This window comes from Streptomyces sp. NPDC096132 (assembly GCF_044763345.1).
GTDB lineage: Bacteria > Actinomycetota > Actinomycetes > Streptomycetales > Streptomycetaceae > Streptomyces.
Map to the genome: position 1 here is coordinate 1 of NZ_JBIWGA010000108.1, position 1,035 is coordinate 1,035.

Annotated in this window: 1 protein-coding gene and 1 pseudogene; both read left to right on the forward strand. The window is 71.1% G+C overall.

Translation table 11 applies throughout. The annotated features are described in order from the left end of the window. Positions 1 to 266: pseudogene (locus ACIRF9_RS52740) on the forward strand (transcriptional regulator); the annotation flags it as partial. Beyond that, a complete protein-coding gene (locus ACIRF9_RS52745; protein ID WP_403837841.1) occupies positions 263 to 835 on the forward strand; it encodes a helix-turn-helix domain-containing protein in 573 nt (190 codons plus the stop codon). The pseudogene ACIRF9_RS52740 and the gene ACIRF9_RS52745, both read left to right, overlap by 4 nt. Positions 836 to 1,035 lie beyond the last annotated feature (200 nt).

Sequence of the window (1,035 nt, forward strand, 5' to 3'; positions counted from 1 at the left end):
TTGCGGAGCACCGCAGCAGGGCTCTCGTGATCGTCCGCGACGGCCGCCAGGTCCTGGTACCCGTGCCACGCCCCGACGAGATCCCACCGACGTGGCACGCCCCCGACGGGCGCGTCCTCGACCCGCTCACCGGCCGCCCGGCCGCCGACTGGCGGGTCGCCACCGACGGCCGCCTGATCCTCATCACCCCATCCGACCAGCGCAGTTACGACGACCTGGCCGCCGCCCATGCCGAAGCCCGCAGCGAATGGAAGTCCGTCGCATGAAACCCCGTCCCCGAGTCCCGGCCGACGCTAGCAAGGCCGTGACGCCCCAGTCCCTGCGCCAGCAGTACGAGGCCGGTGCCACGGTCGACGAACTCGTCACCGCCAGCGGCCTGTCCTACGGCACCGTCCTCAACCGGCTACACGACGCCGGAACCGTCATGCGCACCTCCTGGCAGACCCGCCGGATGCGGCAGAACCCACAAGCCCGCCAGCGCCTCGCGGCCCATCTGCGCACCCTGTACGAGCAGCACGGCGCCACCCTCACCGAACTCGCCACAGCGGCAGGAGAGACGAGGCGCGGCGCCCGGCGCCTGCTGATCGAGGCCGGCGGCACCGTGCGCACCACCCAGCAGACCCAGCGGATGCGCTCCGCAGCACAGGCCGCCGAACGGTACAAGGTCGCGCTGTCTCTGCGCGCCCGGTACGAGGCCGGCGCCACGGTGCCGGAACTCGCCAGGGAGCACAGCTACTCCGTCGCCACTGTCTACCGGCTCCTGCACCAAGCAGGCACCCGCATGCGACCCCAGCACGCCCACGGACCGGCCCACGACACAAGGAAGCAGCCATGAGCCCCCACGTCCTCGTGGGTGTTCCCCACCCTGCCTGGCAGATCAAGAAGGCAGCCGTACGCCATCCCGGCCGCCGCAGGGCAGCACGGGGACCCCCGTCGTCGGCCCACTCTCCGACGCGCGCACAACACGACACCCCTTCACCATTCAGGAGATCAAGCACACGTGAACGAGAACACCCGTCACAAGACCCTGGCCGC

Coding starts and splice junctions, on each gene's coding strand:
- ACIRF9_RS52745 (WP_403837841.1), top strand. CDS start 263: ATGAAACCCCGTCCCCGAGTCCCGGCCGACGCTAGCAAGGCCGTGACG.